Source organism: Prosthecobacter sp. (assembly GCF_044232965.1).
Lineage (GTDB): Bacteria > Verrucomicrobiota > Verrucomicrobiia > Verrucomicrobiales > Verrucomicrobiaceae > Prosthecobacter.
On the sequence record NZ_JBIIKX010000090.1, the window covers coordinates 1 to 21,738 of the forward strand.

Genomic DNA, 21,738 nt, shown 5'->3' on the forward strand with positions numbered 1-21,738 from the left:
GGTGGCTGCGGGAAGTTCTCCGGCGACTATCCAGAGTTCCTGCTGGCGTTGCTTGGTTTGGCGTTGCTCAAACATGCAGGGTTGTTCTCATCACCCAGGAGGAGAGGTTTTTCAACAGGCTGCTAGGCAGCCATCCGCGCGTCGCCGACAGTGACAACGACGGCGTCACCGATGAAGTGGAACTGGCCGCTGGCACCGAACTCAGCGGCGGTGTCTTAGGCCAGGGCGAGGGAGCTGCGCTGGACGCGGACGGTGACGGCATCCCCAATGCCTGGGAGATAAGGCACGGCCTTGATCCACGGTTTTCCAATGCCTACGCAGATTGGGACTGGGACGGCTTCAGTGATGCCGAAGAATACCGCCTCGGCAGCAATCTGTTCGACCGCAGCAGCAGACCCGCTGCCGCTATTGAAATCCGGCAGAAACACTAAGGCTGCAATTTCGACCAATACACCTCCCAGAGCAACGGGCCCGTGATCAGCATGTTTTTTGGCGAGGCTGGACTTTATGATGGTGAAACCTACCTGTATGTGGACGGTTTCGACGGCTCATGGCCGATCATCGACAGTCCCGACCGATCGCAGGAAATGCGCGTCGCCTACGAGCTAGGCGGTTATGAGGCGCTCAACCCGGAGAGCGGCTGGCCCGGCCTGTTTTCACCCGAAAGCTATGCCTGGTCGTGTGTTGAAACCAGCGGCGCCCCCGGCGGGCCGACTTGGCATAAGTCCTCCAGTGGCAATGCCATGGAATTACGAATCACCGAACCCACCATTCCAAACGCCCCGGCACAGGACTGGAGCCGAACCTACCTGGTGGTGGAATACATGGGTGCCAATGATGCTTATTCCAGCTTCCTGGACCTGCCATTCAACAAGGTGCTGGGCAGCTTGTTGTTCAGCCGTGATGCCGCAGGCCGCAAGAACGTGAACTTTTCAGGTGCCGCCGAGGTCCAGGTCAAAATTTCCGGCAACGACCGCGTCGAAATCATCCCGCGCGAGGAGATGGGCCAGTCGATCAGGATTGCATTGCATCCAATTGAGTTTGCCGTGCCTGACGTGCCTGTGGTTTATGCAGATCAGCCGCCTCCTATGCCGCCGGCAGAACCTCTAGCCGCAGAAGTGACTCCAACGGCTTCGGGACTTGTGGGAGATAATTATGATGCCACGCAGGCCGTCATTGAAGACACCAGTTTCAAGACTGCCACTGAGTTGAAGATTGCGAAATTTATCGGAGAGAACGACGCGTTCAAGTATGTGAGTGGCACCAATCCGCAGGCTTTCACACTCGACACAAAGCTGGAACCCGACCAGTTCGTCGTGCGGCTGCCAGGCATCCGACTGCCAGCCCCCGGCAAATTGAGTCTCGTGATCGAGACAACAGATCCTTTCTCAGTGCATAATGACAACGCCACCGAGATCCCTTTGCAATGGAAAGAAAACCTCGGCTATGTGACCCCCAGACAGATCCTCGTCGCTCACGATGCGGATGACGACTATCCCGTTGGAGTGGAGCATCACATTGCCACTCCTCCTACCCTGGACCAGTTGTTCGGTCTCGACGACACCGACCAGGACGATCCTGATGCCACGAAAGCCAGCGACCGCACGCACCTGGCGGCCTTGGGCGGTACAATCAGGATCAGGGAGATTCGATATAGACCCACGGATACACTCAAACCAATGCAAGTTCGTGATCCCCAGCTCCAGCAATTGGTCAATGCGAAGCACAGCCTTCGCGTCAAAGCGTACTATTTCCCGGATTCGGGAGCAACTCCAGAACGGATCATTAACGATGTGCGGATCGCAAATGACATTTACGCCCAAGTGGGTGTGAGGATACAACTGGAGCCGGGTTATCCCAAACCCCTGCCATTGCCGACTGGTGTGACGGACTCGATTGTCAGGGCTCATGAGTTTGCTCCACCCAATATGGATGAGCAAACCCGCCGTGCTATTGTCGGAACCCCTGCGTCAGAAGGGCAGTCACTGATCGAGGCATGTGATCGAACGCCCGCAGAACTCAGCATCATCTATTGTCAGCAGATACTCGATGACCGCAGGGAACCTACATATGCTGGTTATGCTTACCCCTCATATGCCTGCAAGCTGCCCAACCTCAGCAACTCAGCGCTTGTGGCGGGATATATCGAAAAAACCGATGATCAAAGCATCATCAGCACTGTTGCAAGCGGCATGGTGATGATCTTAGCCCATGAATTGGGTCATCTGCTGACCAATGAAGGTCATTTTGGAACGGATTATCCTCGTCGGAATGACAATCAAAAAGCGTTGATTCCGATGCGGCCGCTTCGTACCTACCACAATCTCATGAAGCAGGGCAATCCCAGCCGCATGCCTGGCATCGGGTCAAACTGCCGCCTTGACACCCTGTATCAGGAAGGGCGAATTCACGCGACGGCACGTTTCATCAAATCAAAACGCAACGAGTGACCATGAACACACCTCTCACATTCCGGAGCCACACGTTGCCAGCCGCCTGGTTCTGTCTGACTGTGGCAACTACCTGCGTGTGTGCCCAAACGGCCTTGCCTCCGCCCATGCGACCCGAGGTTCGTGCATTGATCGAAGATTACGATACAGATGCACCCTATGGCAATGTGGAGCGCTGGACCAAGGTTGAGCAGGAACTCGCTACGCGTCCGGACATCAAACAGGATTTGCTCAATGATCTTCAGCGCTCCCTCATCAGCGCCCGGCAGACACCTGGCAAGGTGGTGTCGCCTATGTCCATGTCTGCGTTGCCATTGCGATCAGACCTGACCTCTGACGAACAGAAAATCATCACTGACGAACTGGAACGAGTTATGGATATAACCCACCAGAATGGTGTCAGTATTGATGGCCTGTTTGTATGCCCAGCAATCCTTTTACTCAGTCACTATCCAAGCCATGAACACGAGGCGCTAGTGCTGCGATTCTTGGAACGTGAAGATCGTCAAGTTCATACCCTTTTGTCTGCGTTCCAGACTTTGTCCGCCATCGGCAGCCAGAAGTCGCTGGAGGTCATGCGCCAGATGAAGGCGCGATTTCAGGCCAAGAATCCCAAGTATTGGTTTTTGAAGGAGATGAATGAGCACATCGGCACCTTGGAAACCCGGTTGAAGCAGGAGGCTGCCACAGGCCGCACGCCAACCGTGCCTGCTTCAGTTCAGACAGCCAAGCCATCCGCCGCAACCACAACGGCACTCCCATTGCCTGAAAACCCTGCCCGTACGACAGACTGGCGTGTATGGCTGGGGCTGCTCGCTGGATTGAGTCTGGTCATTGCTCTGTCCTGCCATCTGTTTCACAACAGGAAAGGGAAATGACGTCAGGCTACAACGGCCTGACAAAATGAACCCAGCACAATTCGGAAACGATTTCTTTGCGAGCAAAAGCAGGAAAGGGTCAGCAAAAGCAGGAAAGGGTCAGGAGCCGATAGTTGACAGAATACTCCGTTTGTCATGAGGCGACTCTCTGCCTTTCTTTCCCCACCTCGCCGCGGCAGTTCAGAAGATGAAAAGATGCCAGGCATTATCGGAAAGGATTCCGACTGTACATTGATTGCTAAAGGGGGGAAGGTGGTCGAGATCGCCTGATGGGCGCGTGGCAACGCTGTTCTACGACCGCCTGGGCTGCCCTCCCCCCACTGGGCTGGTGGCAGCGTGGTGCGGATGACTGGCAGCTCGTCAACCTGGGCCAGTTGAAGCATGTGTTTTCCTTCTGAGGCCAGGGGGCGTCCCTCCATGCTACCTGACCGATGATGAGGAGCTGTGGACCTGCCACACCAAGCCTGAGACGGCTCCTTTTCTCCATCCGGCAGGCTCACAAGGCTTGCCCGGAAGGCGGTTCTCTGAAACAGTGCGGCTGAATTTACATTTTCCGCCTGTGAAACCCAAATCGGATTCCCCCTCTCCCGCTGATCCCAAGGAAACGCCTTCGTTCGACACGGGGAACCTCACCCTGGGACCGGAGGATGTGACGATCGCGGTGCCCAACCTCAAAAAAGGCCAGCCGCCCCCCACCATGGGCGCACAACAACCTCCGGCAGAAATGCCCACGGGTGCCATGACGCTGGGGCCGGAGGATCAGACCATCGCCATTCCAAATCCGAGCCGCAGCCTGCCAGCGGCCACGATGGGTGGGAAATCCTACGCTCCGCCGATGGACACCGGCAACATCACGCTCGGGCCGGAGGATCAGACCATCGCGATCCCGACGAACCGGCAGCCGACCATTCAGCCCACCATGCCTGGTGCCGCGACGATGCCGAGTCACGGTGGCCTGCCCGCTGCGACGGCCTCATCCATGGCCTCCATGGGCACAACCTCGAAGCCGCGCTCCCACATGGAGTCGCTCACCGGCAACGACGGCTGGATCGGCGATCGCTACCGCCTGCTCGACAAGCTCGGTGAGGGCGGTTTCGGCGTCGTTTACCGTGCCGAGCAGGTGAAGCCCATTCACCGCATCGTCGCGATCAAGATTGTGAAGGCGGGCGTGGCCTCGGCGGACATCCTGGGCCGCTTCGCCATCGAGCAGCGCACGCTCGCCATCATGGAGCATCCCAACATCGCCCGCATTCTGGACGCGGGCGAGACGGACATCGGCGCGCCTTATTTCGTGATGGAGATGGTGAAGGGCCGCTCCATCACCAGCTATTGCAAACAGAACGAGCTGGACCTGCGCCAGCGTCTGGCGCTGTTCATTCCTGTCTGTCGTGCGGTGAATCACGCGCACCAAAAGGGGATCATCCACCGCGACATCAAGCCCGGCAACATCATGGTGATGGACGAGGCTGGAAAAGCGGTGCCCAAGGTCATCGACTTCGGTATCGCGAAGGTTTTGGAAGGCGAAGGCTCCGGCCACACCATCGCCACGGGCGTGGATCAGCTCGTCGGCACGCCGGGCTACATCAGCCCGGAGCAGATCGAGAACGGCAGCTCGCATGTGGACACGCGCTCGGACGTGTATGCGCTGGGCGGCGTTTTCTTTGAACTGATCTGCGGCAAGCCGCTCATCACACCTTCGGACATCGCGCAGAAACCGATCCACATCCTGCTGCGCGATCTGGCGGAGAAAGATCCGCCCAAGCCCTCCACCATCGAGCCATCCGTGCAGGGAGATCTGGACTGGATCGCGCTCAAGGCGCTCGAACGCGATCCGAACCGCCGCTACGGCAGCGCGGACGATCTTGCCGACGACATCACGCGCTACCTGAGCTTCGAGCCGATCACCGCCCGCCCGCCGAGCCGTGGTTACCTGATCGCACGCTTCGTTCGCCGTCACCGCGTGGGCGTCGCCGCTGCTGTGGCCATCGCTTTCGCCGTCATCACCGGCGGCATCACCAGTACCGCGATGTATTTCAAAGCCGAGCGCAACCGTGTCGAGGCTGAAAACGGCCGCGAAAACCTGCGCAAGTCCTACAGCCGCTCCGACGAGCAGATGGCCCGCCAGCGCATGGACAACGGCCAGCACGATGACGCCGTGGCCTACCTCGCCCGCTCTCTGCGCACCGATCCGGCCAACGACATCGCCGCCACCAACCTGCTCTCCCTGCTGGGCAACATCCATCTCATCCGCCCAGACACCCCGCCGCTCAATCTGCCTGAAGGAGCTGCCGAAGCATCGAAAGTCGCCATCAGCCGCGAAGCGGGCGTGGCGCTGGCCGTTTGCGGCATCATCCCCAAGTCTATGCCCGCGCCTGTGCGCGAGGCCCCGCCGCAGCGCGAGGTGGTCTCCATTTGGAAACTGAAAACCGGCGAGCGCACGGATCATCCCATGCCGCCCGGCGTGCTGGTTGCCTGCATTGAGGTCACTCCTGACGGCATGAGCGCCGTGATCGGACGTGACGACGGCGGTGTCGAACTCTGGTCCCTCAAGGATGGCAAACGCCGCAATCTCCAGCCACGCATGCCGAATATGGTCACCTGCGTCGCCTTTTCAGGCAATGGTGAGAAGCTCCTCGTCGGCAGCGAGATCGGTGCGGACGGCATGGGCGGCGTGCAGGCCTGGGATCTGCGCCAGCCGCAGGACCCGGCCCGCGTGATGAAGCAAAAAAGCGGCATAGTCAGTGAGATCGCGGTCGATTACGAAGGCATCTTTGCCGCGTCTATCTTCGGAGGTGATCCCATCAATGCCGCAGGCGCGGACGGCTCCGCCACCACCTGGGATTTACGCCTCGGCCAGCCAGTTGGCGATCCCATCGAGGTGGAGAAAGGCCTCCTACACGTCGCCATCGAGCCCAAGCAGGAAATCATCGCCCTCGGCATGAACAACGGTCTCGTCTTTGTCGGCAACTTCCGCAATGGCGGCGAGGTGCTGCCACCGCTCTCGCATCCATCCTCCATCACCGCTCTCTCCTTCAGCACCGACGCCAAGTCGATCATCGTCGGCGATGGTGCCGGTTATATCTACGACTGGAAGCTGGAGGACGGGAAGCTGCGCTTTCCTTCACGCTCACATGGCAGTGAGATGCTTGTTGCAACCACCGTCCGTGACACCAGCCTCGTCATTGGCGTCGCCAAAGAAGGCGAGGTCAGCGTCTTCGACAGTAAAACCGGCGCGCTTCAGCGGGCGCGCCTGCAACGCACCCTGCGTGATGCCGAAATCAGCCACGACGGCTCCCTGCTGGCCTTCGCCCCACGCGGCATCGCCGCCGTGCAGGTCTGGAACATCCACGAGCGCATGTCGGGCCGCCGTTTTGTCGATGTGCTCGAAAAAGAGCTCATCACGCGCATCAAAGGCCCGGACAACTCTCCGCAACAGCTCCGTGAGTCCGAGGCCGGCGGCGCCAACCGCCAAAAATCGCTTTATGCCGCCGCCGATGAAGACGGCACCGTGTTCATCTACGATGCCAAGACGCTCAAGCCGATTGGCGATCCGTTTTATCATCCACCCGCCGTCGGCGCGGTCACTTTGACAATGGATGAGAAGCTCCTCATCACCTCCGGTCGTGACCGTGAGGTGCGCGTGTGGGACATCCAGACACGCAAAAACATCGTCCGTATGCGCCATGACTCGTTTGTGTCCGTGATCGCGCTCAGCCCGGATGACGAGCGCCTCGTCACCGTCACCGACGATGGAGAACTGCGCGTCTGGAACTTCCGCACTGGCGACTGCCTTACCCCTGGCATCCGCGACACGCCGCGTGAAAGCCTCGAAAAAGAAGGCATCGTCGTCGCCCGTGTCTCCGACGATGGCAAAAGCCTGCTCTTCCGCGTCTCCGAGCACGGCTTCTTCAGCGTGCCCATGCCGCCGAAGGACACCCGGTTGCCCGAGTGGTTTCTTCAGTTGGCGGAAGGCCTCGGCCGCCGCCATCTGACTGCGGACGGCCGCCTGGAGTCCCTCACGCTTGAGGACTTCGAGAAACGCGTCGCCGCCATTCCGAAAAAACCTGCTCCAGGAGAAGAAGTCGCCACGCTCTGGGCCAAGTGGATGCTGGCTCCGACCGACACACGGCCGCTATCCCCTTACGACGAGCAGCCCTTCAACGAATACCTGCTTTCCCTCAAAGACCAGGGTTCCCCCGCCGCCGCCCGCGAATTCCTCCGCTACCGCCCGAAAGACCCCGATGCCATCAACCGCGCCGCGAAGTTCGTTCCCGCGCCGCCGAAGTGATGTCGTACGACGGGCACTCTTTTGCCCGTCGTTCTTATCCCGCGATGACTGCCGCACGCGCGTTCTCCTCCGCGCCGGTTTTTTGCAGGTAGTAGTCGTAGTCGCCGGAATAGGCGGTCACCTTGCCTTCCGTGATGTGCAGGACCTTCGTCGCCAGGGAGCGGATGAAATGCACGTCATGGGAGATGAAGACGAGCGTGCCTTCGAACTTTTGCAGCGCGAGGATCAAGCCTTCGATGGCCCAGATGTCCAGATGCGTTGTCGGCTCGTCCATCAGCAGCAGGTTCGGCGGATCGACGAGGAATTTGACCAAGTTCACGCGGCTTTTCTCGCCACCGCTCAAGACACGGCACTTTTTATGCACGTCCTCGCGCTTGAAGAGGAAGGAGCCGAGAATGCTGCGGGCCTCGTCCTCGCGCAGTTCCGGCGCGACGCGTTTCAGCTCCTCCAGCACGCTGCAATCCGGGTCCAGCGTATCGGCGCGATGCTGGGAGAAGTAACCGAGCTTCACATTCGTGCCCAGCTTGCGCTCGCCCTTTTGAAACGGCACCTCGCCGGCCAGAATCTTGATCAGCGTCGATTTGCCCGCGCCGTTCGGCCCCACGAGCACCGTGCGCTCACCGCGCTCGACTTCGAGGTCGAGACCGGTGTAAACCTGCTTCGTGCCGTAGGCCTGATGGATGTCCGTCAGCGCGATCAGGCGCTGACCGCTGCGCTGCGGCTGCGGGAAGTTGAAACGGAAGCCTTTGCGCAGTGGGCGCGGCTTTTCGAGCTTGTCCATCTTCGCCAGTTGCTTCTCACGGCTCTGCGCTTGTGAAGCCTTGGAGGCCACCGAGCGGAAGCGGTCGATGAAATCCTGGATCTGCTCGATCTCCTTCTGCTGGTTCTTGTACGCCTGGTTCGCGCGTTCCCAGTTCTCCTCCCGCTGCTTGAGGTAGTCGCTGTAGTTGCCCTGGTAGGCAATCAGCCTGCTTTCCTCAATCTCATAGACCGACTGCACCAGCTCATCCATGAAATCACGGTCATGCGAGATGATCAGCAGCGCACCGGGGTAGTTCTTCAGATAATTACGAAACCACATCAGCGAGAGCAGGTCGAGGTGGTTCGTCGGTTCGTCGAGCAGCAGCAGATCGGGCTCCATGACAAGCAGCCGTGTCATGTGCGCGCGCATCACCCAGCCGCCGCTGAACTCCCGTGCTGGCCGAGTGAAGTCGGATTCCTTGAAGCCCAGGCCCTTGAGGATGCGTTTGGCCTTGGCCTCGGTTTGCGGGTCTTGCAGCGCGTCATGCTTGGCATGGGCCTCGAAGTACTCCGGGCTCGAAACATCCCCCGTGGCCTCAAACTCACTCAAAATCTTTTCTAGCGCCTGGATCTCACCCGCTTTGCCCGTGGCGACGTCCATCACGCTTTCCTCGCCGACCGGTTCGCTCTCCTGCGGCAGGAAGCCGACGGTCGTCCACTCGTCACGGATGACCTCGCCGGCGTCCGGGGTGTCCGTTTTGAGGATCAGAGAGAACAGCGTTGATTTGCCCGCTCCGTTCGGCCCCACGAGCGCCACGCGCTCCCCGTAGTTGATGGTCATGGACGCGGCGCTGAAAAGCGTGCGCGCATTGAAGGTTTTGGTGACGTCGCGGATCGTTAGCATTGCCTCTGCGTATCACCGGGCCGCCACCACTGCACGCGGTTTGTGCTCGGTGAGAATTTTTGACGTCGGCACCTCCACCGCGTTCTCCCGGCCCAAAAATTCCAGCAGGATGCGCACCCGGTCCACGCCGCTGAGCATCGCGTTCACGATGCCCTTCAGCCCGCGCATCGGCCCCTCGGTCAGTTCCACGATGTCCCCCACTTTCACCCCCACCTGCACTTCGCAAATCTCCACGTCCTTCATCTCCGCTTTCAACTCCGCGATGGCCCGGTCCGGCACGGGCGTCAGGTTGCCGCCGAAATCGACCACTTTGATGACACTCTGGGAGTATTTCACCGCTCGCAGCGACTCCGCCGGGGCAAACCGGGCGAAGAAGTAGCTCGGAAACAGCGCCTCCACGAACCACACCTTGCCCCGCCGGGTGTTTCTCTGGAAACGGATGCGCGGACACCACGCCTCCACGTTCTCCAGCCCCGCCATGAGCGCGGCGGCGATGTGCTCGCATTTGGGTCGTGTGTGGACGACATACCATGCCGGGGTGGTGTCTTTGTCTTTCATCAAGGTCTGATGGCATAAGCTGTAGCGTCTGACCGCGCCAGCAACCTCAATCCTCCGAGCGGAACATCGCGTTTGCGCTTCCCGGCGGTCTGCGCCACCTGTGCGCCCGTTTTTCCCGGACCGACGCATGTTTGCGGATCTCTACGACTACCTCTACCACCAAAATCCCACCGGCGGCATCCCGCTGAAGGGCACGGGCATCGTCGTGGCGCTGGCGCTCATCCTTTCCCATGTCTGGGCGCTCAAAAACACCGCCCAAACCCAGGCCTTCCTCAAAGCCTTCCCCCGCGCCTTCCACTGGGGCGTCATCTTGCTGACCATTGATGTAATCTGGGGCGTCTTCGCGCTCTCGAACATGGACATGGGCGAGTTCTTCAACATGAGGCGAACCTTCATCATGATCACCATCGGCGGCTATGTGGCCGTGCTGGTCTATGTGAAGGAATTCCTCGCCGTCCGCGCCCTCGGAGCGTTGATGTTGCTCGTCGCCGGTCCGGTGCTCACCGCCGCCTTCCTCCAGCCGCAGACCAGCCGCCTGCTGCTGCCCATCCTCGCCTACCTCTGGATCATCGTTGGCATGTATTTCATCGGCATGCCCTTCCTCATGCGTGATTGGATCAACTGGCTCCTCGCCAAGCATCAGCGCTGGAATCTGGCGGTGTATTCCGGCATCGCCTACGGCGTGGTGCTGCTCGTGACGGCGCTTCTGTTCTATTGATGAAACCACCGCCCCGTGTCCTCGTCATTCGTGGCGGTGCGATTGGCGATTTCATCCTCACGCTGCCCGCGATCCGCCTGCTGCGCGAAACCATCGCTGGATGTCACCTCGAAGTCATCGGCTACCCCGCCATCGCCGAGCTCGCCCGCGCCGCCGGTCTGGCCGATTCTGTCCGCAGTCTCGAACATCGCACGATGGCCGCGCTCTTCGCCAAAACCGCGCCCATCGACGAGGCGCTCGCCGAGCACCTGCGCGGCTTCAATCTCGTCGTCAGCTTCCTTTACGATCCGGACGGCCTGTTCCGCGCCAGTATGGAGCGCGTTGGCGTCAAAACGCTCATCGAATGCTCACCGCGTGTGCAAAACGAGGGTGTGCATGCTTCCAGACAGCTCGCCAAAGGCTTGGAAAAGCTCGCGATGTTCCTGGAGGACGGGCATCTGCGCCGTGCGCATTTCGAGCGCCGTCCTGATGGTAAAAAACGCGTCGTCATTCATCCCGGCAGTGGCTCCGAGAAGAAAAACTGGCCGCTGGAGCACTGGCTGCGGCTGGCGGACGAGTTTTGCGACCATGAAGTCATTTTCATCACCGGCGAGGCCGAGGAAGCACGTGGCGTGAAGATTGCGCGACACTCCAACTGGCACGCGCTGCCCCTTGCCGAACTCGCCGGATGTCTTGCCACCTGCTCGGCCTTTCTCGGCCACGACAGCGGCATCTCACACCTCGCGGCAGCCTGCGGTGTGCCTTCGCTGCTGCTCTTTGGCCCCACCGATCCAGCCATCTGGGCGCCGCCACAGCCCTGGGTCGAAGTTTTGCGTGAGGAGAGCGGTGATCTGGCACATCTCGATTTTGAGCGCGTGAAATCCGCCGCCACGCAAGTTGTTGCGAAATCGTGACGTGGTAATCTACCCTTTTAAATCATGCCTGACGTTCCACCCACCGTACGATTCCGCACGCTCCTCATCCTTGGCGCTCCTGGCAGCGGCAAGGGCACGCAGGGCAAGGTGCTCGGCTCCATCCCCCGTTTTCACCATCTCGCCTGCGGCGATGTCTTTCGCTCGCTCGACACACGCACGCCGCTGGGACAGAAATTCGTCGAGTACTCCAGCCGCGGCGAGCTCGTGCCGGATGACGTGACCGTGCAGCTTTGGAACGCGAACGTGAAGCAGCGCGTCGATTCCCACATGTTCAAGCCGGAGATCGACTTCCTCGTGCTCGACGGCATCCCCCGCAACGTGGAGCAGGCCCGGTTCATGGAATCCCACATCGAGGTGTTGAAGGTCTTTCATCTTTCCTGCCCTGACCGCACCGAGCTGGCCCGCCGCCTGCGCAAACGCGCCCTCAAGGACAACCGCTTCGATGACGCGAACGAAACCGTCATCCAAAACCGCTTCGCCACTTATGAGGCCGAGACCAAGCCGATTCTCGACTACTACGCGGGCGACCGCATTGTGCAGATCGACGCCAGCCAGCCTCCTGCCAAGGTGCTCTACGACATCCTGGCCGGTGTCATGACGCTGGATGCCTGGAAAGAGCTGGAAAAGATGAAGATCTGATGCGCGTCCTCTTCATCGGCACCGGCGACATCGGCTTTCCTTCGCTGGAATGGCTGCTCAACACGACGAAACACGAGGTCGTCGGCGTCGTCACGCAGCCGGACAAGCCCGTGGGGCGCAAACAGGTGCTCACGCCGCCGCAGATCAAGGTGCGCGCACTCGCAGCGGGCAAACAAGTCATCCAACCGCCGAAAATCCGCCACGCCGTCGAGGAACTGAAAGCCTTCAATGCCGATGTCGCTGTCGTCGTGGCCTACGGCCAGATTTTGTCCCGCGCCGTGCTCGATGTGCCAAAATTCGGCTGCCTGAATGTCCACACATCGCTGTTGCCGCGTCATCGCGGTGCCGCGCCGATCCAGGCTGCGATTCGAGATGGCGACACAGAAACTGGTGTCACCATCATGTTCATGGATGAGGGCCTCGACACCGGTGACATCCTGTTGATGAAACGCCTGCCGATCACCGCGGACGACACCGGCGGCAGTCTTCACGACAAGCTCGCGCTTCAAGCCCCCGCCGCGCTCGAAGAAGCTCTCGATCTCCTCGCCTCGGGCAATCCGCCACGGGAGAAACAAGACGACACGAAAGCCACGCATGTTCGCAAACTGACCCGCCAGGACGGTCGCATCGACTGGACGCGTCCCGCCATCGAGCTCGACCGCCTCATCCGCGCCTTCACGCCCTGGCCTGGCACCTCTTGCGTGCTCAAGGACGCGCAGATGAAGATTCATCGGGCCCAAATCATCCCAAATGCCGATGCCTGCCCGTCACCTGGCACCATCGTCAGTGCTGATGCGAATGGTATCACCGTCAGTTGCGGGAACGGCCTGCTGAACCTGCTCGAAGTCCAAATCGAAGGCGGCAGACGTTTGTCTGCCGCCGACTTCCTGCGCGGGCACCCGCTGCAAGCGGGCGATGTGTTGTTGTAGGCCGGATTACTCCTGCAAAAAGACAAACACGCCCTTCTTGTTGCCGACGATCACGTCCGTCTTGCCGTCTTTGTTCACGTCTCCGGCAGAAACCTGGGTGCCAACGCCGCTGTCGTTGTCGATTTCATGGGGAATCAGATCCGCGCCGCCTTTGCCGTCGCGTTTGATCTGGAACCAATACAAAACGGCTGGTGCCGCAGGTTCGGCGTCTTTGTTGGGGCCATGCGCCCAGTAGCGCTTGCCGGTGATGAGATCGAGCACGCCGTCGCCATCGACATCCGCCATCGTGGTGGCGTGGGTTTGCGTGAACTTCACGCCGTGCGGGCTGTCCTCCGGCTTCTCACCGAGAATCTGATGCGTGGCAAAGCTGCCGTCGGCTTTCTGCTCATACCACGCGAAGCCGTAGCCGTGCGCGTCCCAGCTCGTGAGCACGTCGTTGCGACTGTCGCCGTTTACATCATAGACCTGCATTTGCGAACCACCACGAGCGCCTGCGGGTGCGAAAGGCACCTCATGAAAGGCCCACTCTTCCGAAGCCGTGCCCGGCTGCTCGCGCCAGCCATCCTTGTCGAGGATGTCAGGGCGCTTGTCGCCGTTGATGTCGCCGAAGCCATAGCCGTGCGTGTAGCGGAAGTAGCGCTTCAGATCCGGCTTGGCGATCGCGTGATAAGCTGCTTTGGCACCCGGATTGGCCCAATCCAGCGACGCATAGCCGAGTCGTCCGCCGGTGTGGCAAATTAGCTCCGGTTTGCCGTCACCGTCCATGTCGCCAAGCTGCGGAGACTCGTTGTCAGTCACATCGAAGAGGATGTGACGCTTCCAGGCTTCAGTCGTGCGCTTGCCGGGATTTTCATACCAAGCCGTGATGTCACCCGGCCAGGAAAAGACGAGGATGTCCATCTTGCCGTCGGCATTGAAATCATAGGTGTTGGTGAGGAAGTAATCCGAGTAGCCGAGCGGATCAACCGCCTTGCCTTTGAACTCAGGCGCGGACTCGATGAACTTCGCGTGATTGGGCACATACTGCTCGTCCGTCAGCGGCTTGTTGCGGTCCGGCTTTGGCGCGTTGTAGGCGCTGCGCTCCTTGAATTCCGGCCCCCACCACACAAACGGCCCCGCGCAGATGTCGTTGTTTCCATCCTGGTCGAAGTCGGCGAAGTGCGCGCCCTCGCACCAGAACTCATTGGAGAGCGTGAGTTTCTTGAATTTCGGCTCGGCGGCGCATAGCGGCAGCGCGAGCAACAGGGTTGGGATCAGCAGTTTGGTCATGGTGGTTGGCAGGGAACAGGTCAGAAGAGCATCATCTTGCAGGGAGCGATGTCAGTCGAGAAACTTCCCAGGATTTAAAATCCCGTTGGGATCGAGCGCGGCCTTCAGGCGCAGATGAGTTTCATGCGCGGCGGGAGAGACCGCATGCCGCCACCAGCGTTTTTTGGCGACGCCGATGCCGTGTTCTCCGGTGATGGCACCGTTCCAGGCGATGATTTGGTGGAACAGGCGGTCGAGCGCGGCCTCGGCGCGTTCGCGGATCGCGGGATCGTCCATCGTGGGCACCATGATGTTGACGTGGATGTTGCCATCGCCCGCGTGGCCGAAACTGGCGACGGGAAAACCGAACTCGGCCTGCAACCGCTCGGCAAAATCGACCAGCTCGACGAGTTTGCCGCGTGGCACGACGATGTCCTCGTTGAGCTTGATCAAACCGGTGTTGCGCAGGCTGTAGCTGAACTCACGACGCAGTTTCCAGAACGCCTCGCAAGCTTCATCACCCATCGCCTCGTTCAAACAGATGCAGCCGAGCTCACGCACGAGCTTGGCGAGCTGCTGTAGCTCGCCTTTCACTGAATCGGGCTGGCCGTCGATCTCGACGAGCAGGTGCGCATCACCATCCGGCGTGACCGAAGCGCCGAGATACTCGCGCGCGGCACGCAGCGTGAACTTGTCGGCGATTTCGAGTGCGGAAGGCAGGAAGCCGCTCCCGAGAATGCGTTGCACGGCATTTGCGGCTTCCGCGAACGATTTGAAACCCGCCGAGAGCATTGCACGCATCGGCGGATGCGGGATCAAACGCAGCGTGGCCTCGGTGACGACACCGAGCATGCCCTCGCTGCCCACCATGAGGCCGACGAGATCGAAACCGGTTTTGTTTTTGTGACAACGTCCGCCCGCCTTCACAATCGAGCCGTCGGCGAGCACCGCCTCCAAACCGAGCACATAGTGCCGCGTGACGCCGTATTTCAGGCAACGCGGACCGCCCGCGTTTGTGGCAATGTTGCCGCCGAGGCTGCATTCCTTCAGCGAAGCGGGATCAGGCGGATAAAACCAGCCCAACTTGCGTACCGCAGCCTGCAAATCACCTGTGATCACCCCCGGCTCGACGACAGCCACGCCGTCCTCCAAGGCGATCTCCTTGATCTTGTTCATGCGGGCCACCGAAAGCGCGATACCGCCTTTCAGCGGAACTGCGCCGCCGACATAGCCGACACGCGAACCTTGCGGTGTGACGGGAATTTTGTGCTCATTCGCGAAGCGCAGTGTTTTGGACACATCTTCGGTGCTTTGGGCATGCACGACGACTTGGGGAAGATTCGACGCGAACCATTTGTCCGTGCTGTGCGCGGCGAGGTCGGCCTGCGTGACGGAAACGCGGTCGGGACCGAGGAGGGAAACGAGTTGATCGGCAAGGGAGACCATGCGCATTCTTGGGGCCAGATGCGCCCCCTTGCAACTTCATGACCTGCGCCTAATTTGGCCTCCATGCAGCCCAGGCCCGTCGTCAACGTCGAAGAATTCATCGGCAAGACCGTGGGGCGACGCGTGCCACCGTCTGGAGCAGGTCTGCAAAAGACACTGAACCAAGTGCTTGCCGGGCAGAAGCGAGGTGTGTGCCCTCGGGGGGTGTATCGTTTTCATTCACATGAGGAGGCTGACGCATGGACGCTAAAGATGCTGAACCGCAAGAAGGCGATCTAGTCTCACGCGCTCCCACCGAGGAGGATCTGGTGGCCATGTGCAGGCTGTTAAATGCCTCGGGTGCGCGCTACATGATCATCGGCGGGTTTGCGATCATGTATGCCGGCTACGGCCGAACTACTGGTGATGTGGATCTGCTGTTCGACACCGATTTGGAGAACGAGGCGAAGGTGTATCGCTGTCTTGAGTCTCTGCCGGACAAAGCCGTGCTCCAGCTCCAACCGGGGGAGGTTGGCAAATATACGGTTGTTCGCGTGGCGGATGAGATCGTGGTGGATCTGATGAAGTCGGCATCTGGCATCGAGTTCGCCGAAGCGGTGAAGGATGTTGTCACTCGCGATGTGCAAGGTGTGCCAATCCCGTTTGCCTCACCCAGGCTCTTGTGGCGGATGAAGAAAAACACCCATCGCGAGAAGGACGCGGCGGATTTGATCTTCCTGCGGCAGCAGTATCCAGAGGTGACACAGGATTGAGATGCCTCCGCTGATCGAAGTCACCCACCCGAAGGGAATTTACCTCCCGGAGGCGGATTTGTGGCTTGATCCGCACTTTGGGGTGAAGCGGGCGTTTGTTTCGCATGCGCACAGCGATCATGTGGCGCGGCATGATCTGACGTTTTGCTCGGAGATCACGCATCAGCTCATGGTGGCGCGGAAAACGGCGAAGAAGTCGGGAACAGTGCTGTCTCCAAATCTCGGAGAGGTTTTGGAGTGGGGAGGTTGGGAGCTGCGACTGCTGCCGGCGGGGCACATCACCGGCTCGACCATGCTGCATCTCACACGGCAGGCGGATGGAGCGACGCTGCTTTACACGGGCGACTACAAGCTGCGGCAGGGCTTGAGCGCGGAGCGGTGTGCGCTAATGCAGGCGGACACGCTGATCATGGAGACGACATTCGGCCTGCCGAAGTATCGTTTCCCGCCGCTGGATGCGGTGCGCGCGGCCATGCATGAGTTTGTGGAACAGACGCTGGTGGCGGGCGCGGTGCCGGTGCTGCTGGGCTACTCGCTGGGCAAGGCGCAGGAGCTGCTGCGCGCGCTGCATGGACTGGGGGTGCCAGTGATGGTTCACTCATCCATCGCGCAGATGACAGAGGTGGTACGGTCGCATCTTGGCGAGCTGCCGGAGTGGCGGATGTTTGACGCGGCGCGGGTGCATGGCCACGCGCTGGTCTTCCCACCCAATGCCGCGCGTTCCCCCGATCTGCGCAGGCTGGGACGGTGCCGTTTCGCCATGGCGAGCGGCTGGGCGCTCGATCCGAGCGCGAAATTCCGCTACGGCGTGGACGAGGTGTTCCCGCTGAGTGATCACGCGGATCATCCCGAACTGCTGGAGACCGTGCAAATCGTGCAACCGCGCCGGATTTACCTCGTGCATGGCTACACACGCGAGTTTGCGGCGGAATTGCGTTCGCTCGGCCACGATGCGCGTGCGCTGGGCGCGGTGGATCAGTTGGAACTGGGCTTTTAAGCCTCAGCGCTTCATCTTCGCGAAAAAGACGCGTGCGCTTTCCATGACGCCGTAGGCGGTTTCCTGCGGCGTGAGTTCGGCGGTCTGGATGCGCAGGTCGGCGAGGGATTTGTAGAGCGGTTTGCGCTCCGTGAGCAGGCGTTCGAGCTTGGCTTTCGGATCTTCCTCACCGGCGAGCAGCGGGCGGTTGGAATTCATCGCGGTACGGCGGGCGAGGCGCTCGGGATCGGCATCCAACCAGACGATGTAACCGAGATGGCGCAGGATGGGCGGATTGCGCGGCTGGGTGATGATGCCACCGCCAGTGGCGATGACGCAACCGCGCTTGCCGAGCAAAGAGCGCAGCGCGGCGGACTCGCGCAGGCGGAATCCAGCCTCGCCTTCACTGGCGAAAATTTCGGGAATCGTTTTGCCCGCAGTCTCGACGATCATCGCGTCGGTATCGACGAACTGGAAGCCGATCATCTGCGCAACGATGCGGCCGACGGTGGTTTTGCCCGAACCCATGAGGCCGATAAGCACGATATTCGGCTGGCGAGGCAAAGGCACCTCGCCGCCGGTGTGAACGAGGTTTAAAATGGACGAGGCCAGCTCGGGATCGTCGCGCAGAGCGACGAAGTAGCTCTCATAGCGTGGACTCCAGCCGGTGGCGTGCAGCTTGGTGTTGGAGACGCGTTTGTGGCTCCATCCACGTTTGCGGTTCGGGTCGGGTTCGCGCTCGGGCGGCATTTTGATGCCGAAGGTCATGCAAAGGCGCTCCAAACACTGCCGTTGCGTCATCTGCGCGTCATCGACGATGTTGAAGATGCCGCCCAGACGCTGCGTGATGAGATGCACGAGCGCGGTGGCGGCGTCATCGGCGTGGATTTGATTGAGCAGGCGGCCCTGGCCGTTGTTGCCCTCGATGGCGGCCTTGCCTTCGAGCAGATTCTTCAATAAGAAGGAGCGTCCGGGGCCATAGATGCCGGCGAGACGGCCCACAGCTCCGCCAGCGTTTAGTGCTATGTTTTCGGCCTCGCGCAGCAGGTGGCCCGTTTCGCGCGCGGGGTCGGCGAAGCTGGTTTCATCGACGGTTTCGCCATTGATCTGCGGATAGACGCTGGTGCTGCTGGTGTAGAGCGCAAAGGCCTGCGGAAAGGCCGCCACGAGATGACGCATGCCGTTCACATAGACGCTTTGATACATCTCCGCTCCACCACGGCTGGAGCTGGCGCAGTGGATGAAAGCGTCGATGCTTGTGCCAATCTTCGCGGCGAGCGCGGCGACGGAATCGCGATTCGAGATGTCGCAGGACTCCACGCGCCAGGGTTTGGCGGCGGCAAGACGCGCGGCGGATTCCGGCGAGTGCGTGAGGCCGATGACCTCATGCCCGGCGGCATGGAGCTGATCCGCGGCCCGCTCTCCGACGAACCCACAGCCTGCGATGAGCACCTTCATTGGGGGCGGTGTTTCTGGTAGTAAGCGACGACACCGTTCACGATGCCGCGCACATAGTCCTCGATGGCACTGGATTGCAGACGACCGGCGATGAGCGTGCGACCGAGGAAGTGACCGTGCAGCAGGCGGCGGTAGGTTTCCTCGTGGTTCATGACGTAAGGCTCCAGATAGACGACCGGGCACTGAAAGAGACGGTTCGCGAGGAGATTGCGGGCATAGACATACGGGCTGGTGCCGACACGGCGGGCATTGGGCGTGGTGTAGATGTAGGCGGGCAGTCCCGTCGCAGAACTCATGCCACCGGCCACCGCCTCGGCGAGAGGCAGTTCCTCCTCATGGATGCGTGAAAAGAGGCGGTGCAGCATCTCAAAGCGCACGTCCTGCTGCTGCAGCTCCACCGGGGCGTAGCAGCCGTTCACGAGCACATGCAGATGGTTCGCGGGAGAGAATTGCGGCGAGGTGGCATCCCCCCAGGACTCCGCGTTGTAGTGCAGACAGAGCACCACGTCGGGCTTGATGGTGGCGTTGACCTTTTTGGCGCGGGCGTGGATCTCGCTGACGCGGTAAAAGAGCTTTTCGCTCTGCCACTGCACGGTGATGATTTTCGCGTCGCCCGTGAGGCCGTTGTAAGTTTCCTGCGGCTGCGGAAAGCCAGACTCGTTGAGGAGTTGACGCGCTGGCACGACAAGATCCGACGGACGGAGGGTGGTCACAGGTTCCAAGGACTCGCGCACGAGGCTGACATAGGCACCGAGGTCCTTAAGACGCTGCGCGAGAACCTGCGCAGTGATGAGCGTGAGCTGGCCTTCCTGGATCGCCTCACCAGCGGCGAAGCTCAGGTAGCGCTCCTCCATCGGTGAGTACGCGCCGCCGATGTGGCCGGGATCGATGGCAAAATGCACATCGCTGAGGATCGGGCGTCCTTTCAGCGGCGGCAGCTCGCTGGCTTTCCGCCAGGTGCGTGTGCCGGGCAGCGGGGGCTGTGCTTTGTTGGTGAAGGCGATGCGCGCCTCCGGCTTGGCCGGATCACCCGTCTGCACGACCACGCCGTCGGATTCCAGCTTCCACGGCGGCGGCAGCGGCGAGGCATCGGAGTAAATGTCGTTCACCGCAGCCTCGAACTCGGCGCGGGTCATCGTCTGGTGGAAAGATTGCAGCTTCAGCCACTCCGGCGTCGTGCCCAGAGGGCTGAGCCGGTTCAACTGGGGCGGCGGCGGCGGCGGAGCGACCGAAAGCGGTGCGATGGCCGGGGCCGCTGGCGCTGGCACAACGACCGTGGGTGGCGTGGCCGGTGCGGGTGCAGGCGCGATGGTCTGCGTCATGCCTGAGACCGCGCAACAGCACGTCAGCACGACGACTGGCAGGGGACGGCGCGTCATTCGTTTCATCATCCGCGCATCCTAGACTTGATCCCCGGCCTCATCATCTACTAAGTGGCGGCACATGAACGACAACACGGCTGACAGCACGGACGGACTCTTCCGCCTTCTTTTTTTGGGCGATGTGGTGGGCGAGCCAGGACGCAAGGCGGTCTCCGTGCTGCTGCCGCTGCTCAAGGAGGAGCTCAAACTCGACTTCATCGTCGTGAACGGCGAAAACTCCGCCGGAGGGCGAGGCATCACGCCGAAGATCGCCATCAGCCTCATGCGCGCCGGTGCCGCCGTCGTGACCAGCGGGGATCACATCTGGGACCAGCGAGAAATCGTGCCCTACCTCGGCGACGAGCCGCGCATGCTGCGTCCGCTGAACTACCCCGCTGGCACACCGGGCAATGGCTTCGTCGTTTTGGAGTCCAAAAAGTGCAAGGTGGCCGTGGTGAACCTGCAAGGCCGCACCTTCATGAACCAGCAGCTCGACAATCCCTTCCCCGCCATCCTCTCCTGTGTGGAAAAGCTGCGCGAGGAGACGCCGGTGATCTTTGTCGATTTCCACGCCGAGGCCACAAGTGAAAAAGTCGCCATGGGCTGGCATCTCGACGGCAAGGTGTCCGGCGTCGTCGGCACGCACACGCATGTGCCCACCGCCGATGAACGCGTGCTGCCCAAAGGCACCGCCTTTCAAAGCGATGCCGGCATGTGCGGGCCGATGGACAGCGTCATCGGCAGCCAGATCGAGCCCGTGCTGGAGCGCTTCCACACCATGATGCCCACCCGCTTCGGCGTGGGTCGCGGCGCTGTGCGCCTGAACGGCGCGCTGATCACCATCGACCCCGCCACCGGCAAGGCGCTGAGCATCGAGCGCATCGCGCGGACCTGGCATGATTGAGGACGAAGTCTCCTGCGCGTGAACAAACCTGCCGTCCTCGCTCAATTCCTCGCCGTGCTGAAGGCGGAACTCGCTGCGCTTACCCGCGCCGCGCAGGGTGCCTTTGCCGCTGCCACAGATCCGGACAGCAAGGCGGAGAACAAGTACGACACGCGCACGCTGGAGGCCTCGTATGTCGCGCGTGGGCAGGCGAAACGTGTGGCGGAGTTGCAGGAAGCGGTTCGTGCGTTTGGTGCCTTGTCAGGAAATGCGTTCGAGTCAGGTGCGGCGATCACGCTGGGTGCGCTGGTGAGTTTGAAGACTCCCGATGAGTTGGCGCATTACTTCCTCGCTCCGTTTGCCGGCGGGACGGAGATCGTGCACGAGGGCAAAGAGATCGTTGTCATCACGCCCGCGTCGGCCTTGGGACAGAAGCTCATCGGAAAGCGGGAAGGCGATGCGATTGCCCTGCGGCCCGGTGCGATGGCGAAGGTGGTTGCAGTCATTTGATCGAACCACCCTCGCACGGCCACGAAGCCCAACGGCCTTCCAAAAACGACAACGGGGACAAGGCATCAAATCGCCTTGGAGCCCT

General features: G+C 60.9%; 18 protein-coding genes and 1 pseudogene. 13 read left to right on the plus strand and 6 right to left on the minus strand.

Going from position 1 to position 21,738, the window contains the following annotated elements; all coding sequences use genetic code 11:
* The 4 genes and pseudogenes from ACILSI_RS23880 to ACILSI_RS23895 form a co-directional block, all read left to right on the plus strand.
* Positions 1-431 (plus strand): annotated as a pseudogene (locus tag ACILSI_RS23880) (hypothetical protein); the annotation flags it as partial.
* 42 nt (positions 432-473) lie between these two features.
* Positions 474-2,450 (plus strand): hypothetical protein, encoded by a 1,977-nt coding sequence (locus tag ACILSI_RS23885; protein WP_395724435.1) that lies wholly within the window; start codon positions 474-476, stop codon positions 2,448-2,450.
* Between the two features lie 2 nt (positions 2,451-2,452).
* Positions 2,453-3,328 (plus strand): hypothetical protein, encoded by an 876-nt coding sequence (locus ACILSI_RS23890; RefSeq protein WP_395724436.1) that lies wholly within the window; start codon positions 2,453-2,455, stop codon positions 3,326-3,328.
* A gap of 559 nt (positions 3,329-3,887) precedes the next feature.
* Positions 3,888-7,616, plus strand: a complete 3,729-nt coding sequence (locus tag ACILSI_RS23895; protein ID WP_395724437.1) for a protein kinase domain-containing protein — start codon at positions 3,888-3,890, stop codon at positions 7,614-7,616.
* A 34-nt stretch (positions 7,617-7,650) separates the two neighbouring features.
* Here ACILSI_RS23895 and ACILSI_RS23900 read toward each other — a convergent pair whose 3' ends face one another.
* Together ACILSI_RS23900 and ACILSI_RS23905 are read right to left on the minus strand one after the other, a co-directional pair.
* Positions 7,651-9,261: an ABC-F family ATP-binding cassette domain-containing protein gene (locus ACILSI_RS23900; RefSeq protein WP_395724438.1), complete on the minus strand. Its 1,611-nt coding sequence runs from the start codon at positions 9,259-9,261 to the stop codon at positions 7,651-7,653.
* Positions 9,262-9,273: 12 nt separating this feature from the next.
* A complete protein-coding gene (locus ACILSI_RS23905; RefSeq protein ID WP_395724439.1) occupies positions 9,274-9,819 on the minus strand; it encodes a transcription termination/antitermination protein NusG in 546 nt (181 codons plus the stop codon).
* Between the two features lie 127 nt (positions 9,820-9,946).
* Here ACILSI_RS23905 and ACILSI_RS23910 point away from each other — a divergent pair, with 127 nt between their 5' ends.
* Genes ACILSI_RS23910 through fmt form a run of 4 tightly spaced genes read left to right on the plus strand, consistent with a single transcriptional unit; the run spans position 9,947 to position 13,019 of the window.
* Entirely contained in the window at positions 9,947-10,537 is a 591-nt protein-coding gene (locus ACILSI_RS23910; protein WP_395724440.1) for a hypothetical protein, read from the plus strand.
* Positions 10,537-11,430, plus strand: a complete 894-nt coding sequence (locus ACILSI_RS23915) for a glycosyltransferase family 9 protein (protein WP_395724441.1) — start codon at positions 10,537-10,539, stop codon at positions 11,428-11,430. Before ACILSI_RS23910 ends, ACILSI_RS23915 begins: the two co-directional genes overlap by 1 nt.
* Positions 11,431-11,454: 24 nt before the next feature.
* Positions 11,455-12,090 (plus strand): adenylate kinase family protein, encoded by a 636-nt coding sequence (locus ACILSI_RS23920; protein ID WP_395724442.1) that lies wholly within the window; start codon positions 11,455-11,457, stop codon positions 12,088-12,090.
* Positions 12,090-13,019, plus strand: a complete 930-nt coding sequence (fmt, locus tag ACILSI_RS23925) for a methionyl-tRNA formyltransferase (RefSeq protein WP_395724443.1) — start codon at positions 12,090-12,092, stop codon at positions 13,017-13,019. Before ACILSI_RS23920 ends, fmt begins: the two co-directional genes overlap by 1 nt.
* A 6-nt stretch (positions 13,020-13,025) precedes the next feature.
* Here fmt and ACILSI_RS23930 read toward each other — a convergent pair whose 3' ends face one another.
* Together ACILSI_RS23930 and ACILSI_RS23935 are read right to left on the minus strand one after the other, a co-directional pair.
* Entirely contained in the window at positions 13,026-14,288 is a 1,263-nt protein-coding gene (locus ACILSI_RS23930) for an FG-GAP repeat domain-containing protein (protein WP_395724444.1), read from the minus strand.
* Positions 14,289-14,339: 51 nt separating this feature from the next.
* Positions 14,340-15,713 carry an FAD-binding oxidoreductase gene (locus ACILSI_RS23935; protein WP_395724445.1) on the minus strand — a complete coding sequence of 458 codons (1,374 nt, stop codon included), beginning with the start codon at positions 15,711-15,713 and terminating at the stop codon, positions 14,340-14,342.
* A 63-nt stretch (positions 15,714-15,776) separates the two neighbouring features.
* On the opposite strand from ACILSI_RS23935, the gene ACILSI_RS23940 reads away from it, so the two are divergent.
* Genes ACILSI_RS23940 through ACILSI_RS23950 form a run of 3 tightly spaced genes read left to right on the plus strand, consistent with a single transcriptional unit; the run spans position 15,777 to position 17,462 of the window.
* Positions 15,777-15,992 carry a hypothetical protein gene (locus ACILSI_RS23940; protein WP_395724446.1) on the plus strand — a complete coding sequence of 72 codons (216 nt, stop codon included), beginning with the start codon at positions 15,777-15,779 and terminating at the stop codon, positions 15,990-15,992.
* Positions 15,953-16,465 (plus strand): nucleotidyltransferase, encoded by a 513-nt coding sequence (locus tag ACILSI_RS23945; protein ID WP_395724447.1) that lies wholly within the window; start codon positions 15,953-15,955, stop codon positions 16,463-16,465. The genes ACILSI_RS23940 and ACILSI_RS23945 overlap by 40 nt, the downstream gene beginning before the upstream one ends.
* 1 nt (position 16,466) lies before the next feature.
* Positions 16,467-17,462: an MBL fold metallo-hydrolase RNA specificity domain-containing protein gene (locus tag ACILSI_RS23950; protein WP_395724448.1), complete on the plus strand. Its 996-nt coding sequence runs from the start codon at positions 16,467-16,469 to the stop codon at positions 17,460-17,462.
* A gap of 3 nt (positions 17,463-17,465) precedes the next feature.
* Here ACILSI_RS23950 and ACILSI_RS23955 read toward each other — a convergent pair whose 3' ends face one another.
* Positions 17,466-18,899 (minus strand): shikimate kinase, encoded by a 1,434-nt coding sequence (locus ACILSI_RS23955; protein ID WP_395724449.1) that lies wholly within the window; start codon positions 18,897-18,899, stop codon positions 17,466-17,468.
* On the minus strand, positions 18,896-20,278 hold the full coding sequence (locus tag ACILSI_RS23960) for a hypothetical protein (protein ID WP_395724450.1): 1,383 nt from the start codon (positions 20,276-20,278) through the stop codon (positions 18,896-18,898). Before ACILSI_RS23960 ends, ACILSI_RS23955 begins: the two co-directional genes overlap by 4 nt.
* A gap of 64 nt (positions 20,279-20,342) precedes the next feature.
* On the opposite strand from ACILSI_RS23960, the gene ACILSI_RS23965 reads away from it, so the two are divergent.
* On the plus strand, positions 20,343-21,164 hold the full coding sequence (locus ACILSI_RS23965) for a TIGR00282 family metallophosphoesterase (protein ID WP_395724451.1): 822 nt from the start codon (positions 20,343-20,345) through the stop codon (positions 21,162-21,164).
* An 18-nt stretch (positions 21,165-21,182) separates the two neighbouring features.
* Positions 21,183-21,653, plus strand: a complete 471-nt coding sequence (locus tag ACILSI_RS23970) for a transcription elongation factor GreAB (RefSeq protein ID WP_395724452.1) — start codon at positions 21,183-21,185, stop codon at positions 21,651-21,653.
* Positions 21,654-21,738: the final 85 nt, after the last annotated feature.